This window comes from Streptomyces sp. SID12501, from assembly GCF_010550245.1.
Taxonomy (GTDB): Bacteria; Actinomycetota; Actinomycetes; order Streptomycetales; family Streptomycetaceae; genus Streptomyces.
Genome location: NZ_JAAGLU010000028.1, coordinates 1 through 14,679 on the forward strand (window position 1 = coordinate 1; position 14,679 = coordinate 14,679).

Genomic DNA, 14,679 nt, shown 5'->3' on the forward strand with positions numbered 1-14,679 from the left:
GCGGGGCTCCGGGCGGCCATGTTCCTTAAGCCATTTCATCGGCTCAACCATGACAGCCATACCCGGAGCCCCTGAGCCCCACCGATCTTACGAATGACCAGTTCGAACCCACCAAGAAGGTAGGACCCCATGACCCTGATGGAACAGGCGACAGCGCTCCCCGCCCGGCAGACGCTGCCGGCCGAGGAGCGCCACGCCACCGAACTCGCCTTCCTCGCCGCCCACGACGACGGTCCGCGCCCGCCCCGCTGGGCGCTGACCCCGCGCGCCGTGGTCGCCTTCATCTGCGGCAGCGGCGGCGAGACCCTCCAACTGCCCAAACCGCATGAGACGTTGCCCGCGCGGCTGGCCATAGCCCCCAAGTTCGTCGGCGAACGCGCCCTGGTGGAACGCTGCGTTGTCACCCTCGCCGGTGAGCGCGGCCTGCTGCTGGTCGGCGAACCGGGCACCGCCAAGTCGATGCTCTCCGAGCTGCTGGCCGCCGCCGTCAGCGGCACCAGCGCCCTCACCGTGCAGGGCACCGCCGGCACGACGGAGGACGCGTTCCGCTACGGCTGGAACTACGCCCTGCTGCTCGCCCAGGGGCCCACCCCGCAGGCCCTCGTGGCCTCCCCGGTGCTGACCGCGATGCGCGGCGGGCAGGTCGCCCGGATCGAGGAGATCACCCGCTGCCTGCCCGAGGTGCAGGACGCCCTGGTGTCGATCCTGTCCGACCGGCGCCTGAGCGTGCCCGAACTCGCGGGCACAGCCGACGCGTTGGTCCCCGCCGTACCCGGCTTCAGCGTCATCGCCACCGCCAACCTCCGGGACCGGGGTGTCTCCGAGATGTCCGCCGCCCTCAAGCGGCGCTTCAACTTCGAGACCGTCCACCCCATCGCCGACGCCGACGCCGAGACCGCCCTCGTGCGCGGCCAGGCCACCGCCGCCGTCCAGCGGGCCGGTGCGGCCTTCGCCGTGGACGACGCCGTACTGGACGCTCTGGTCACCGTCTTCCGCGACCTGCGCTCCGGCCGCTCGGCGGAAGGCTGGGACGTCGAGCGGCCCGGCACGGTGATGTCCACCGCCGAGGCCGTGCAGGTCGCCGCCTCCCTGGGCCTGGCCGCCGCCTACCTCCCCGCCGGGGACCTCCTCGACCTCGTACCGGGGCACCTCCTCGGCGTCGTACGCAAGGACGACCCCGCCGACCACGGACGCCTGCTCGGCTACTGGGACGGCCCGGTCCGCCGCCGCGCCGAGGACGGCTCCGTCATGTGGCGCCGCCTCTGGGACCTGCGGGAGAACCTGCGTTGACCGTCACCGACCCCCGGGAGGCGGTGGCGGCCCTCGCGGCCTCCGTACGGCCGTACCTTCTCGGCGTACGCCACCACAGCCCCGCGCTGGCCTCCGCCGTACCCGCCCTGCTGGACGCCGCCGGGACCGAGGTGGTGTGCGTCGAGCTGCCGGCCGACTTCCAGCGGTGGCTGCCGCATCTCGCCGACCCGCGCGCCGTCGCCCCGCTGGCCGTCGCCGGCGCCGGAGAGGACGGCGGGCTCGCCTTCTACCCCTTCGCCGACTTCTCGCCGGAACTCGCCGCGATCCGCTGGGCCCGCGAGCGTGGGGCCGCCGTGCTGTGCTGCGACCTTCCGCTGGCCGATGCCGGCTGGTCCGCACCAGCCGCCACGGACAACGGTACGGACACCGGCGGTACGGAGAACGGCGCGGACACCCCGCCGGCCCGCGCCGGAACCGTCTACGCCGATGGCCTCACCGCCGCCGGTACCGGACGCGACGGCGACGACCTCTGGGACCGCGCCGTCGAAGTCCTCGCCCCCGGCTGCACGCCCGAAGCCGTCCGCCGCGCCGCCCTCGGCGTCGGCTGGGCCCTCCGCCAGGACGCGGCGGCCACCGGCGGCATCCCCGCCACCGACCTCGCCCGCGAAGCCCATATGCGCCGCGTCCTCACCGAGGCCGCCGCAGGTGGCCGCCGCGTCGCAGCCGTCGTCGGCGCCTTCCACGCCCCGGCCCTGGCCGGCCCGGACGACACGGTGCCGCCCGTGGCCGGTGCGGACGCGACCGGGTCCGTCCCCCTGGGTGAGGCCCGGTCGGCCCCGACCGGATCAGGGACAACGGAGACGAAGGGGACGACGAGTGGGGCCGTGCGCCGGGCTCCGGTCACCTCGCTGGTCCCGTACGCCTTCGATCTGCTGGACTCGCGCTCCGGCTACCCCGCCGGAATCCGTGACCCACGCTGGCAGCAGGCGGTCCTCACGGCCGGCGGCGACCCCGGCCGGATGCGCGACGCCGCCGCCCGCGCGATCACCGGCCTGTGCCGGGAGATGCGCGCCGCCGGGCACACCGCGGGCACGGGTGAGGCCACCGAGACCCTGCGACTGGCATGCGACCTCGCCAGGCTGCGCGGCCTGCCCGCACCCGGCCGGGGGGAGCTGCTCGAGGCGGTGACCACCGTGCTCGGCCAGGGCGAACCTCTGGGCCGGGGACGGGCGTTGGCCCGCGCGCTCGAAGTTGTGCTGGTCGGTGCCGAGCGGGGACGCATCGCGCCCGGCACGCCCCGATCGGGTCTCGGCCCGTCGGTGGAGGCGGAGTTGGCCGCGCTGCGGCTGCCGGGCCCGGACAGCGCGGAACCCCGTGAGATGCGCCTGGACCCGTTGCGGTCCGAACTCGACGGTGGCCGCGAGATCCTGCTCCAGCGGCTCCAGGTGTGCGGCGTCGGATACGGCGAGCCGGTCGCGGTGGCCGGTACGGGGGACGCGTCCGCCCTCACCACCCGATGGCGGGTGGCCTGGACCCCGTCGGTGCCGGCGCGGCTCGACCTGGCGGGCGTACGCGGCGTCGACGCCGCCCAGGCCGCCGCCGGAACGCTGCGCGAGACGTACCGCCGCGAGACGGCCGACGGCGGCGCGACCTGCGCACAGCTCCTGGGCGGGCTGCGCGACGCGGCCCGGTGCGATCTGCCCGATCTGGTCGCCGACCGTCTCGCCGAGGCCGCCGTCGTCCTTCCCTCCGCAGCCACACTCCCCGAACTCCTTGACGCCCTCGACCTGTTGGAGGCGCTACGCCGGGGCCACCTGCCCGGCACCAAGCCGGAGGGGCGCGAACAGGCCGCCGAGTTGGCCGTCACCCTGCTCGAAGCCGCCGTGAGGGCACTCCCCGGACTGGCCGGCAGCGACGATCCGCAGGACGCCGCCGCGCTGGTCGCGCTGGCGGCCAGGGCCGGTGAACACCGCCTCGGGCTGCGGATGGACGACGCCCTGGGCGCACTCGCGCGCACCGGCTCCCCGCTCGTCCAGGTGGCCGCGCCGGCGGCCAGGGTCCTGCTCGACCTCGACAGCCCCGACGCGCTCGGCGCCCGTGCCGCGGGCTGGGTCGACGCCGCGACCGGCCCGGACGGCCGCCACCGCCTGGCGCGCCTGCTCACCGGCCTGCTCACCGCCGCCGGACCGCTGCTCCAGGCGGCTCCCGCCGCCCTCGCCCCCCTGCTGGACCGCATCGACAGACTCACCGACCAGGCCTTCCTGGACCGCCTGCCCGCGCTGCGCGGCGGCTTCGACACCCTGTCCCCGGCGGCCCGCGACCGTCTGCTGCACACCATCACCGAACGTCTCGGCGACCGGCTCGACCTGACGCTGGCCGCCCCGCCCGAACTCATCGCCCTGTGGACCGCCGCCGACACCGCCGGACTCGCCGCGCTCAACGCGCTGGGCCTCCCGTTCCCGGCGGACGGCGTGCCCGGTGCGGACGGCTCAGCCCATCGGGTGGCCCAGGGGGTCCTGGACACCTCCGAAGAAGCACACGGACCGGCGCAGCCGCCCGAGACCGCCGCGACAGCACCCGAGCCCGCCGAGCAGGAACCCGCGAAGGGAACTCCGGCTGACGCCGGGCCTGCCCTCGCGCAACCCGCAGTACCAGTCCCAGCCGCCGTCGCGACCGCGCCCCGGGCTGTGGCCGTCCCCGCAGCGACAAGGGTTGAGCCGACCGGCGCAACGGCGACCACCGCGCCGGCCGACACCGCGACACCACCGGCCGCCGCGGCGGAGCCGCGCCTCGCCCCCGCCGACCGGTGGCGGCTGTTGCTCGGCCGGGAGACCGACCGGCTCCCCGCCGGAGCCCGCCGTTACGCGAACGCCCTCGACGAGCTGTACGGGGCCGGGCGCGGCGAGGGCGCCACCGACCTCGCCGACGGAACCGGCGGCGGGCAGGAGGGGGCCTTCCCCACCGCGCGCGAATGGGCCGAGGAACTCAACGCCCTGTTCGGGGCCGAGGTCCGCGAAGAGGTCCTCGGCCGGGCCGCCGGCACGGGCCGCACCGACGTACTCGCACAGCTCGACCCGGACGCCGTACGCCCCTCCGTCGAGCTGCTGACCTCCGTCCTCTCCCTCGCCGGAGGCATGCCCGAGCAGCAACTCGCCCGGCTCCGGCCGCTCGTACGCCGCCTGGTCGACGAACTCGCCCGCGAACTCTCCACCCGGCTGCGCCCCGCCCTGACCGGCCTCGCCACCCCGCGCCCGACCCGCCGTCCCGGCGGCCGGATCGACCTGCCCCGCACCCTGCGGGCCAACCTCGCCCACACCCGCCGGCTCGACGACGGCCGGACCGTCGTCGTTCCCGAGAATCCGGTCTTCAGCACCAGGTCCCGGCGCGAGGCCGACTGGCGGCTGATCCTCGTGGTCGACGTGTCCGGCTCGATGGAGGCCTCCGTCATCTGGTCGGCGCTGACCGCCGCCGTACTGGGCGGCGTACCCACCCTCTCCACCCACTTCCTCACCTTCTCCACCCGCGTGATCGACCTGACGGACCATGTCGCCGACCCCCTCTCCCTCCTCCTGGAGGTCCGGGTCGGCGGCGGCACCCACATCGCGGCCGGGCTCGCGCACGCCCGCTCCCTGGTGACGGTGCCAAGCCGCACTCTCGTGGTCGTGGTCAGCGACTTCGAGGAGGGGTATCCGCTGGGCGGCCTGCTCGGCGAGGTACGTTCGCTGGCCGCGTCCGGCGTCCACCTGATGGGCTGCGCCGCCCTGGACGACACCGGAGCCCCGCGCTACTCGGTGCCCATCGCCCAGCAACTTGTCGCGGCCGGAATGCCCGTGGCCGCCCTCAGCCCACTCGCCCTCGCCCGCTGGGTGGGCGACCGCCTCCGCGGAGAACCCCGATGAACGAGCAACTCCCGCCCGTCGCCCCGGATGTGGTGGCCGCCGCCGTGGAGAGTCTGACCTCCCGGCTGCGCAAGAAGCTGGACGCGGCGATCGAGCAGTACGCCGCCGTGCGCGCCGCGGTCGACGGCGACACCATCTCCGTCAACTGCGGCGAGGACGCCGTGGTCACCCTGGCGCCAGGCCCCTCCGGTACGGTCACCACCGCCGACCAGGCCCGCTGCACCTGCCTGCTCGCGCCCCGCTGCCTGCACCGGGCCGCCGTCCTCGGCGCCTGCCCGGTGGCGGACGCGGAGGCCACGGCGGCGGAGGGCACGACGGCAGGGAGCCCGGCCACGCCTGCTCCCGATGCTCCCGAGCCCGTCGCGGCCCAGGAACTCCCCGAGCCGGTGGCCGCCGCCCTCACCCCGGCGCAGACCGTGGCGGCATCCGGCCTGTGGTCGGCCGCCGCGGCGGTCCTCGCCGCAGGGGTGCCCGCCGCCGGAGCGGTACCCCAGGCCGAGTTGCTGCGGGCCGCCCACACGGCCCGCCTGGCCGGTCTGCACCGGGCCGAGGCCGCCGCCGTGCGCGTCGTACGCGGTCTGCGCGGCGCCCGTGCCCGGCACGACGGCCATCGCCTGGCCGACCTGGTCGCCGCCCTGAGTGAACTCCTGCTCACCACCCGCCGGTTGGCGGCGGCCCACTCCGACCCGGCCCTGATCGGCACCGCCCGCCGCGGCTACCGTCCTGGCGACGACGGCCTGCGCGTCCACGGGGTCTGCCGTGAGCCGGTGATCAGCGCCACGGGTTACGGCGGCGTGGTCACCCACCTCGTCACCGACGACGGCCGCTGGTTCTCCGTCGCCGACGTCAAGCCCGGCGGCGCGGCCCGCGCCCGGGGCGCCGCCACGGCTCCCGTCTCCCTCGGCCCGGCCGCGCTCGACCACGCCCAACTGGCGCGCGGCGGCCTGCTGATCACCGGGGCGACCGTCTCCCCGGACGGCCGCCTCGGCTCCGGCAAGGGCGTCCGGGCCACCCCTCTGACCGGCCTCCCCTGGTCATCGGGGCCGCTGGCCGCCCTGTTCGCCCGCCCACTCGCCGAGACCGTCGCCGAACGGCTCGCCACAGCCCCGGGCCAGGACGGTCAGGACGGGCGGACCGGCGAACCGATCGGCTGCGACCTGGTCGTCGTCGGCGCCTCCGGCGACCACCTCCTGGCCCGCGAACTACCGACCGCCACCGGCCCCCTCATCCGCCTCGCCCCCGCCAACGCCCACCCCGACCTCGCCCACACCGCCAACCTCCGCCGACTCGCCTCCCGCCCCGGCCTCCGCATACGCGTGATCGGCCGGCTCGACCCCGACCGGGCCGCCACCCTGCACCCGCTCGCCGTCGGCCCGGTACCGGGTGCCGAAGTGACCCTCCGACTGCCCCCGGAGTGGCTGGGCCGCGCCGACCTCGGCTACGACCGCATCCAGGGCGCGCACCTTCCGCCCCCCGACGTCGGTCAGCCCGCCGCCGAGGCGCTCACGGGGTCCCCGCCCGACCCGCTGGCCGACTCACCGCTGTGGCGGGTGCGGAGGCTGGTCGAACTGGCCGTCGCCGGAGGCCGCCGTGCGGTCGCCGAGCCCGCCCGTAGCGGCGATCTCGGCCGTGACACGGCTTCCCTGCGCCGTACGGGATTCCGCACCGCCGCCGACCTGGCCGCGGCACTCAGCGCGGCGGCCGACCGCCGCACCCGTGACGTCTTCGGCCGGCTCGACGAAGCCGACCCCGACCACTACGCGTCGGCCTGGCTTGCCGCGGCGGTCCACCTGGCGAGCACCGAACGGGTTCTGGTCCAGGCCACTTGGGGTGATCCCGGTCGTTCCGTCCCGTAGCGCGACGGCGACTCGACCCGCGATCGATCGGAGCCCGGTCGGCTGGACAACCGCCTTGCGGCTCCGGCCTGCCGAAGCCTCGCCGACCCGCGTTCACGCATGGACGTCCACATCGCCGGCCGGCACGGCACAGCACAGCAGTGCCTGGCCGGTGCCCGGCGGTACGGTCGGTTCGCTCAGGTGTGCCACCGGGCCGGTGACGCGCTGGCGGCAGGTCCCGCAGGCTCCGGCCCTGCAGGCGGAGGGCAGCCGGAGACCGGCGGATTCGGCCGCGTCGAGGAGCGTGCCGTTGTCCGGGGTCCATGTGGTGCTGACACCGCTCACCGTGTAGCGCACGGTGAAGGGGCCGGCGGCGGGTGGCGGTCGCTCGTCCAACCGCGCCGGGCGGGGCGAGTAGAAGTGCTCGTCGGTGATGGAGTCGGCGGGGACTCCGGCGGCCATCAGCGCCGTCCGGACGCTGTCGACGAAGCCCTCCGGGCCGCACAAGTACGCCTCCACGGTTCCCTCCGCCGACAGCGCGCGCAGGTCGGCGGCGGTGGGGCGGCCGGCTCGGGCGTCGTCCGGCAGTCGCTCACCGGGGCTCGTGACATACAGCCGTGACGTACCGTCCGGCAGTTTTGCCAGCAGCTCGACGACCTCGTCCCACAGGGGGACTTCGGCGCCGGTGCGGACCACGTTGAGCACCGTCACCGGTCGCAGCGGCGTGGTGTCCAGCAGGGAGCGGAGCACGGGGAGCACGGGGGTGATGCCGATCCCGGCGACGGCCAGCAGGAGCGGGCGGTGTGGGTCGGGTGTGGTGAGTTCCTGGCCGTAGGGGCCGGAGAGGAGTACGCGGGAGCCGGTCGGCAGCTCGTGCAGCCGGGACGACATCCGGCCGTCGGTGACCCGTTTGACGCTGACACGCAGTTCGGCGGTACCGGTACCGGTGATGGTGTAGCAGCGCCACAACGGAGGGTTCTCGTCGGTGAGATGGAGCCGCAGGTGCTGGCCCGGCCGGCAGCGCGACCCGGCGGGGTCACGGAAGGCGAAGGTGGTGACGGTGGGGCTCTCCTCGGTCCTCCCGATCAGCTCGGCGTACCGGGGGCGGCCGGGTTCGGCGAGCCGCGCCGCGTAGCGTGACGACCCCGGACCCGGACCTGGCCCCGGCGTCCTGACGGTTGCGGCGGGTCCGCCGTCCACGAACCGGTCCCCCACCGTGATCGGGCCGCCGCGTACGACCCTGGCGTAGATCCCGCAGTAGAGGTGGCCGAAGCGGGAGGCGAGCAGCGCCGGGACGTTGAGGTCGCGGGTCGCGGAGCCGGGTCGGACCGTGGTGGCACGGCAGCGTTCGGTGGGGAACGTGATCTCAAGTTCCGCGCCGCCCAGTCGGATCCGGTGCCCGGGCAGGTCGAGTTCGCGCCAGGCGCCGAGTCCGGAGACATACAGGTTGGCCCGGAAGCGGCGGGGGTCGACCGGTACACCGGCCGCTTCCGCCATGGCCTGCAACGTGTCGAGGTTGATGACCGACACGGGTGCGTCCGGCCAGTCCCACAGCGCGGCTCCGGGCCGTACGAACCGGACGGGGCCCAGTGGTCCGTGCGGAACCAGTCCCCGATCCGTTCGTCAGCCGCCGCCAGGTCGTCGTCACGGGGACGGCCCTCGGTGTCAAGACCGAGCCGCAGCCGCCGTCCGTCAGGTGCGGTGAACCACAACGCCGCTCCCTCCACTGCCAGTTGGCAGTGGGAGAGATCGGCGTTCTTCCTCAGCCGCAGGAGCGCCTCGCTGGAGATCCAGCCGTTCCGGTCCGCCTCGGCCGGTATCACTCCCCCGGACAGGCCGAGCAGCCGGTCCATGGGCAGCCCCCGGCCGGCGGTGAGCACCGTGTCGGTCAGCGGCTGCCCGGTCATGCCCTTCACCGGATAGTGGCAGATGGCGTCCAGGCGGGGGCGGTGAGCCGTCACACGTACTCCCACGACGACTCCTCCCCCGCTGTGCACGGTCCGCCCGCGTGGCACCGCAACCGTCCTTGCGCCAGGTCGAGTCCGACGGTGAGCAGGGTTCGCCACTGCTGGTGGAACGGCAGCCCCGGCTGCGGATGGCAGCACACGGGGGCGCCGTCGTCCTCGTGGGCGTGGAGCAGTTCGGTCCAGCGGGCCGGATCGGTGGCGGCGAGGAGTTCGCGTCGGGCGGTGAGGTGTTTGAGGCGTGCGTAGGTGCTGCCGGTGGGCGCCGCCGACTCCCCCGCTGCCAGCCGCTGGTCGAGGAAGTGGTTGGTGTGCAGGAGGTAGCCGTCGGGGTCGGGGGGCAGTACGGCGGTACCGGCCGGGCTGAGTTCGACGCACGCGGCGTCGCCGTGCCGTCCGTCGAAGGTGACGACGGTGAGCACGGTGGACGCCGACACGTCCGCCGAGCGGGCGATGTCCACGGCCTCGGCGAGGGTGGTGGCCTCGTCCAGGATCCGGCGGGCCACCACATGGACGGGTACGCCGATGCGTTCTCCGTCGGCGGCGTGGCTGAGGATGTTGAAGTGCAGCCCCAGGCCTGAGGAGTTGAGGCCGATCTTGCCGAGGATGCCGGCCTCGGTGAAGATCCGTGCGTCACCGGCCCGGCCGGCCGGATGCCGGGTGAGGGTCCTGCCGTCGGTGAACTCCTCGTGCCAGTCCCAGGTCTGGACGGTGTGCGGGGCGCCCGGACCGCCGACGTACACGGCGGTGGAGCACTCGCCCTCCGCCGTGGCACCGACGGTGGCGAGGATCTCGGTACGCGCGTTGAGCATGCCGAGCCGCCATACGTCGATGCCCGCGGCCTCTGCTACGGCGGCCAGTTCCCGGTGCAGGGCGGGCGCCCAGCGTCGTATCTCGTCCAGGGCCTGTTCCCCGTACGGCCGCAGCAGGGCGGGATCGACCTCCACGGCCTCGAAGAGCCTCTCGTATCCGGTGATGTTGGCGCGTATCCGGTCGCCGTCGGCGGTGCCGAGGGTGTGGCCGCGTTCCGTCGGGTCCGTGCTGTGGAGGTGGTGGCGGACGATCACCGGGCGCTGCTCAGGATCGCGTCCCACATGACCTCGCCGGCGATGGAGCCGAGCCCCACGGAGTTCAGCGCGTGGGCGCCGATCCGGGAGGGCGTGGTCGGCAGGTCGACCTCGTCGGTGGTGAGGGTGAACAGGGTGTCGCCGTCGAGGCTGGTGTGGAAGGGCTGGATACCCCGGTGCATGGATCCGTGCACCTGCCTGCCGAACTGTTCGAGCGCCCGGTCGTCGAGCCGTACGTTGGTGACCAGCACCGAGATCGTGGTGTTGCCCTGCATGGTGATGGGGCCGTCGCCCGCGAACGCCGCCTCGTAGTCGAGGTGCGGCAAGCGGCGTGTACCGGTGGCGGGGTCGTGGTTGCCGCGTACGACCGTGCCGTCGCGGTCCACGATGACGCCGACCGCGTTGACCACCGTGGCGGCGAGGATCTTGATGTCTCCGATCTGGCGGAAGGCGGCGCCCTGTCCGGAGAACTCGCAGCGCGTCCAGTCGATCTTGCCGACGGAGGCGCTGATCCCGGCGCCGGCCCGGCCGACGGGGAAGCGGCCCGGTACGGCCGTGCGGAGCGCCGCCCGGCCGAGGGCGGCGTCGGGGACGACCGCGTTGTCGCGCGTGGCGAAGTCGTAGATGATCGCACCCGACACGCACTTCAGGTCGTTCCAGCCGACCCGGTTGTCCACCCGGGCCCGCAGCTCGTCCGCGACCCCGGCGCAGGCGCCGAGCCCGTACAGCGAGCCGCCCGACAGACAGATGGCGTGGGCGAACTGCTTGTCGCCGTACGACAGTCCGATGGCGCCGCCGCGCTCGTCGATGAACATCCGGGCCCCGGCCGGGACATGGACGACGGTGGTGCCGGTGGGACCCTCGGCGTACTCGGCGGTGCCGACCTCCACGCCGGGGAAGTCGAACTCGACCGTGTCCCGGCCAGGGCTGGGCTGCGGGGTGAGGTCGAAGTCGTCGTTGGTTGTCGCCGGGCCGAAGGACTGGGCCGGGATGGCTCGGGCGGGGTTTCCCGCACGGTCGGTCACGGTCATAGCGTCTCCAGGAGCTGTCGTGAGTACGGGTGCTGCGGAGTGGTGTAGAAGCGGTGGGCGTCGGCGAGTTCGACGATCGCGCCGGCCCGCATCACCGCCACGCGGTGGGCGAGGTAGCGCACCGCGGCGAGGTCGTGCGAGATGAACAGGGCGCCGAAGCCCTGCTCGCTCTGCAGGTCGTGGACGAGGTTGAGGATCTGCGCCTGTACGGAGACGTCCAGCGCGCTGACCGCCTCGTCGAAGACGATGAACCTGGGGTGGGTGATCAGGGCGCGGGCGATCGCCACGCGCTGGCGCTGACCGCCGGAGAGTTCGTGCGGGAGCCGTTCGGCGAAGGACGCGGGCAGTCCGACCCGGTCGAGGATGCGCAGGGCGGCTGGGCGGTGGGTACGCAGTCGGCCGCCCTCGACGGCGGCGAGTGGTTCGGCCACCGAATCGGCCACGGTGAGGCGGGGGTTGAGGGACCAGTGGGGGTTCTGCAGGACCGCCTGGATGGCTCCGGCGCGGGTACGCCGGCCGCCGTGCGGGGCGCCGAGGAACCGGACGGTGCCGGAGGTGGGCCGGCGCAGGCCGAGAGCGACCGCGCCGGTGGTGGTCTTGCCCGAGCCGGATTCGCCGACCAGGCCGAGGGTCTCGCCCGCGGCGATGCGGAAGGTGACGCCGTCCATGGCGGTGACGGTGTGGCGTCGGCCGGACCTGAAGACGACACCGACGTCGGCGAGTTCGAGCACGGGTTCGCTGCTCATCGGACCTCCTCCTGTCCGCCCGGTACGGGCCCGTTCGGTACCGGCCTGTTCGGTACGGGCCTGTTCGGTACGGGTACGGGTTTCTCGCCCGGGTGATGGCACAGCACCGTCCGTCCAGCGACCGTGCGGGGCATAGGGCGGGTCGTGGCGCAGGTGTCGTCCGCCGAGGTGCAGCGCGGGGAGAAGACGCAGCCGGGCGTGTCCTCGGTGAGGACGGGTGGGATGCCGCCGATGGTGAGCAGCCGGGTGCCGTCCTTGGCGCGGGCGGGGTCGGCGGCCGACAGGGCGGCGGTGTAGGGGTGTTGGGGGGCGGTCAGGACGTCTGCGGTGGCGCCGTCCTCGACGACCCGGCCGCCGTACATGACCGCGATGCGTTCGCACCAGCGGGCGACGCCGCTCAGGTCGTGGCTGAGCCACAGCACGGTGGTGCCGTGTTCGGCGGCGAGGGTGAACAGCAGCCGCAGGACCTCCTCGCGGACCTGGCTGTCGAGCGCGGCGGTGGGCTCGTCGGCGATCAGCAGGGCCGGCCTTCGGGCCATGGCCATCGCCACGACGACGCGCTGGGCCATCCCGCCGGAGATCTCGTGCGGGTAGAGCCGCAGTACGCGTTCGGGGTCGCGGATCAGGACACGTTCCAGCAGCGCGACCAGGTCGGCCTGCGTGTCCCGCAGGGCCAGCCGGAGCTGTCGGCCGATGCGCAGCGTCGGGTCGAGAGCGCCGACGGGGTCCTGCGGCACGAAGGCCAGCCGTTCGCGGCGGAGCCGGGCGATCCGGTCCGGCGGGAGGTCGAGGACGGACTCGCCGTCGATCAGGACCCGGCCGCGCGGGTACGTGGTGGCCTTGGGCAGCAGGCGTCCGGTGAGCAGTCCGAGGGTGGACTTGCCGGAGCCGGACTCGCCGACGATGCCGACCCGCTCGCCGCGTCCGACGGTCAGGCCGACCCCGTCGAGGGCGCGGACGACGCGGGAACCCGTGCGGTACTCGGCGACGACGTCGTCGATCACGAGCAGCGGTGTGGTCTCGGTGGTCATACCAGGGACCTCGTCTCCTGGGGTTCGAAGCGGTCGCGCAGGCTGTCCCCGATGAGGTTGATCGCCATGATCGCGGCGACCAGGACGACGCCGGGGGCGACGATCAGCCAGGGGGCACCGACCATGTAGAGGCCGCCCTCCTGGATCAGCAGTCCCAGGGAGGCGTCCGGCAGCTGGACGCCGTAGCCGAGGAAACTCAGCCCGCCCTCGACGAGGATGCCGACGGACAGGGCGTAGGTGCCCTGGACGGCGACGGTGCCGGCGACGTTGGGCAGGATGTGCCGGAGCATGATCGTCGGGGCGCGGACGCCGCTGATCCTGGCGGCGGTGACGAACTCACGGCGGGCTACCGCGCGGGCGGCGGTGCCGACCATGCGGGTCATCAGCGGGACGGTCACCAGGACGATCGCGGCCAGTGCCGCCGTACGGCCGGGGCCGAGGACCGCGGCGACCAGGACGGCCAGCACGATGGCGGGGAAGGAGTAGAGGACGTCCCCGATCCGCAGGATCAGTTCGGCGGTCTTCCCGCCCCGGTAGCCGGCGATCACGCCCAGCGCGGTGCTGATGAGCGCGGTGCAGGCGACGGCCAGGCAGGACAGCAGGAGGGTGGTGCCGATGCCCTGGAGGAGGCGGGGCAGCAGCGAGCGGCCGAGGTTGTCGGTGCCCAGCGGCCAGCCGGCTCCCGGCGGCGTGAGCCTGGGGCCCACGATGGCGTCGGGCTGCCCGCCGACTCCGACGAGCCGGCCCGCCAGGGTGACAAGGAGCAGGATGCCGAGCAACCGCACGGCAGCGCGGAACAGTCCGTCGTACGAGCGCATGGCCAGCGCGCGGCGGAGGCGCGCCGCTGTGGCTCTTGCATCCCGCACGTCTTTCATGTCCCTCATGCCCCGGCCCTCTTCCCGGCCGTGCCGATCCTCGGGTCGATCAGTCCGCTGACCAGGTCGACCAGCAGGTTCGTCGTGATGAAGACGGCCGCCGCGAGCAGCACTCCGGCCTGGACGACCGCGTAGTCGCGGCGGTCGAGGCCGTCCACGAGGTACGAGCCGAGGCCGGGGACGTTGAAGAGGCGCTCGACGATGACCGTGCCGCCCAGGAGGTAGGCGCTGAGGGTGGCCACCAGGGTGAGGACGGGGACCGCCGCGTTGCGCAGGACGTGGTGGCGCACGATGGATCCCTTCGGTTCGCCGCGGGCGACGGCGGCGGCGATGTGCGGTTCGACGAGCACGCCGAGGACCGCGTCACGGGTGGTGCGGGCAGTGGCCGCGACGCAGAACACGGCGAGGACGCAGGCGGGCAGGAACAGGGAGCCGACGGAGCCGAGCGGGTCCCGCGACCAGGGCACGTAGGTGCCGACGGTCAGGCCGAGGCTGTAGCGGGTGAACAGGAACACCACCAGGCTGCCGAGCACGAACTCCGGCAGGCTCATACCGAAGGCGCTGACCAGTCGGCCCGGCACTCCCCCGCGCCCGCCGCCCTCGCGCGTGCCGGTGTACACGCCGAGCGGGATGCCGATGAGGACGGTGAGCGCGAGGGCGAGTGCGGTGAGGGTGACGGTGACCGGCAGTCGCTCGCCGAACTCGGTGGCGACCGGGGTCCCGGCGGCCAGGGAGGTGCCGAAGTCCCCTTGTACGGCGTTGCGCAGCCAGTACAGGTACTGCTCCACCACCGGCCGGTCGAGTCCGAAGCGGGCTGCTGCGGCGGCCTTCTCCGACCGGGTGGCGAGCGGTCCGAGCACCAGGTCGGTGTAGCTGCCGGGCATCGCGCGGACCGCCGCGAAGATCAGCACCGAGACGCCGAGGAGGGTGAGTACGGCGGCGGCGGTCCGGCCGAGGAGCCGGCGGATGTGGTCCATGAC

11 protein-coding genes are annotated in these 14,679 nt (G+C 74.2%); 4 read left to right on the forward strand and 7 right to left on the reverse strand.

Translation table 11 applies throughout. The features are described 5' to 3' along the window. The first annotated feature begins 129 nt into the window (after positions 1-129). From G3I71_RS30025 to G3I71_RS30035, 3 genes are read left to right on the forward strand one after another with little or no spacing between them, the layout of a single operon-like run. The gene (locus G3I71_RS30025; RefSeq protein WP_164319405.1) at positions 130-1,290 is read left to right on the forward strand and encodes an AAA family ATPase; all 1,161 of its coding nucleotides are present in this window, start codon (positions 130-132) and stop codon (positions 1,288-1,290) included. Continuing rightward, entirely contained in the window at positions 1,287-5,150 is a 3,864-nt protein-coding gene (locus G3I71_RS30030; RefSeq protein ID WP_164319407.1) for a DUF5682 family protein, read from the forward strand. Before G3I71_RS30025 ends, G3I71_RS30030 begins: the two co-directional genes overlap by 4 nt. Beyond that, positions 5,147-7,006 carry an SWIM zinc finger family protein gene (locus tag G3I71_RS30035; RefSeq protein WP_164319409.1) on the forward strand — a complete coding sequence of 620 codons (1,860 nt, stop codon included), beginning with the start codon at positions 5,147-5,149 and terminating at the stop codon, positions 7,004-7,006. The genes G3I71_RS30030 and G3I71_RS30035 overlap by 4 nt, the downstream gene beginning before the upstream one ends. Positions 7,007-7,099: 93 nt before the next feature. Here G3I71_RS30035 and G3I71_RS30040 read toward each other — a convergent pair whose 3' ends face one another. Continuing rightward, positions 7,100-8,515 (reverse strand): MOSC domain-containing protein, encoded by a 1,416-nt coding sequence (locus G3I71_RS30040; protein ID WP_164319411.1) that lies wholly within the window; start codon positions 8,513-8,515, stop codon positions 7,100-7,102. 171 nt (positions 8,516-8,686) lie between these two features. On the opposite strand from G3I71_RS30040, the gene G3I71_RS30045 reads away from it, so the two are divergent. Next, positions 8,687-8,908, forward strand: coding sequence for a hypothetical protein (locus G3I71_RS30045; protein WP_164319413.1), 222 nt, complete (start codon positions 8,687-8,689; stop codon positions 8,906-8,908). A gap of 34 nt (positions 8,909-8,942) precedes the next feature. Here G3I71_RS30045 and G3I71_RS30050 read toward each other — a convergent pair whose 3' ends face one another. The 6 genes from G3I71_RS30050 to G3I71_RS30075 are packed head-to-tail and all read right to left on the reverse strand — an operon-like array spanning position 8,943 to position 14,676. Continuing rightward, a complete protein-coding gene (locus tag G3I71_RS30050; RefSeq protein WP_164319415.1) occupies positions 8,943-10,043 on the reverse strand; it encodes a C45 family peptidase in 1,101 nt (366 codons plus the stop codon). Beyond that, on the reverse strand, positions 10,013-11,041 hold the full coding sequence (locus tag G3I71_RS30055; RefSeq protein WP_203731776.1) for a P1 family peptidase: 1,029 nt from the start codon (positions 11,039-11,041) through the stop codon (positions 10,013-10,015). Before G3I71_RS30055 ends, G3I71_RS30050 begins: the two co-directional genes overlap by 31 nt. Before the next feature lie 2 nt (positions 11,042-11,043). Beyond that, complete coding sequence (locus tag G3I71_RS30060; protein WP_164319419.1) at positions 11,044-11,793, reverse strand: ABC transporter ATP-binding protein; 750 nt, start codon at positions 11,791-11,793, stop codon at positions 11,044-11,046. Then, the gene (locus G3I71_RS30065; protein ID WP_164319421.1) at positions 11,790-12,824 is read right to left on the reverse strand and encodes an ABC transporter ATP-binding protein; all 1,035 of its coding nucleotides are present in this window, start codon (positions 12,822-12,824) and stop codon (positions 11,790-11,792) included. Before G3I71_RS30065 ends, G3I71_RS30060 begins: the two co-directional genes overlap by 4 nt. Next, entirely contained in the window at positions 12,821-13,708 is an 888-nt protein-coding gene (locus tag G3I71_RS30070) for an ABC transporter permease (RefSeq protein WP_203731778.1), read from the reverse strand. Before G3I71_RS30070 ends, G3I71_RS30065 begins: the two co-directional genes overlap by 4 nt. Continuing rightward, entirely contained in the window at positions 13,705-14,676 is a 972-nt protein-coding gene (locus tag G3I71_RS30075; RefSeq protein WP_164319423.1) for an ABC transporter permease, read from the reverse strand. The genes G3I71_RS30070 and G3I71_RS30075 overlap by 4 nt, the downstream gene beginning before the upstream one ends. Positions 14,677-14,679 lie beyond the last annotated feature (3 nt).